This is a genomic window from Corallococcus exercitus, assembly GCF_003611585.1.
In the GTDB taxonomy this organism is placed as follows: Bacteria; Myxococcota; Myxococcia; order Myxococcales; family Myxococcaceae; genus Corallococcus; species Corallococcus exercitus.
The window spans coordinates 1-906 of the sequence record NZ_RAVW01000819.1 but is presented as its reverse complement, the minus strand read 5'-3'; the positions used below and the strand labels follow the sequence as shown (position 1 = coordinate 906).

1 protein-coding gene is annotated in these 906 nt (G+C 72.3%); it reads left to right on the top strand.

Translation table 11 applies throughout. The annotated features are described in order from the left end of the window. Positions 1–111: 111 nt before the first annotated feature. Positions 112–897: a DUF2270 domain-containing protein gene (locus D7W79_RS42305; protein WP_120530781.1), complete on the top strand. Its 786-nt coding sequence runs from the start codon at positions 112–114 to the stop codon at positions 895–897. Positions 898–906: the final 9 nt, after the last annotated feature.

Here is a 906-nt window from a genome sequence, read left to right as displayed (position 1 = left end):
GTGCGCCACTGTCCGGCGCCCCACAGGCACCCCGTTCTGAAGGTGACGAGGGCCCGCCTGCCCGGCCGCCCTGGCCGAAGGGGGCGTTCGTCCCCACCTTCCCCGGCACGGATGAGCGTCAAGGAGCGAAGGCAGAACGACCTGGAGCAGCCCGTGGTCTCGCAGCAGGCCATGGCGCAGCTCTTCCGTGGCGAGCTCAGCCGCTCGGACACGTGGCGCACGCGCCTGGACACCACGACGAACTGGGCGCTCACCACGACGGCGGCGGTCATCTCCTTCGGCTTCGCGACGCCGCAGAGTTCGCACGTCACGTTCCTGGTGGGCATCTGGATGGTGGTGTCCTTCCTGCTCATCGAGGCGCGGCGCTACCGCTACTACGACCTGTGGAACCGCCGGGTGCGCCTCCTGGAGGACGGCTGGTGGGCGCCGATGCTGCGGCGCGAGCCGGTGGATCCGGACGCGCTGCGCGAGCTGGCGGTGGAGATGTCCCGGCCGCAGATCCAGCTGTCGCTGGTGTCCGCCATCGCGACGCGGCTCAACCGCGCGTACGGCCCCATCCTCATCGTCCTGTTGGTGACCTGGTTCTTCAAGGTCTACAGCCACCCGCGGCCGCCGCGCGACTTCGGGGACTTCGTGGACCGGGCGCACGTGGCCTGGATTCCCGGCCCGGTGGTGATGGCCTCGCTCCTGTTCCTCACCGTGGCGGCGGCGTACCTCTTCACCGCGTCCTTCTTCATCCGGGCGCCGCTGGGCGAGCTGCGCACCCGGCCGCGCGGACGCCGGGCCGCGCTCTGGGAGGCCTTCTACCGGCCCTACGCCATCCAGCGCCGCAAGCGCCCGCGCGCCCCGGGCACCCGCTCCAGCCCGCCGCGCCCGCCGGCCCCGTTCGACCACTGACACCCGCCC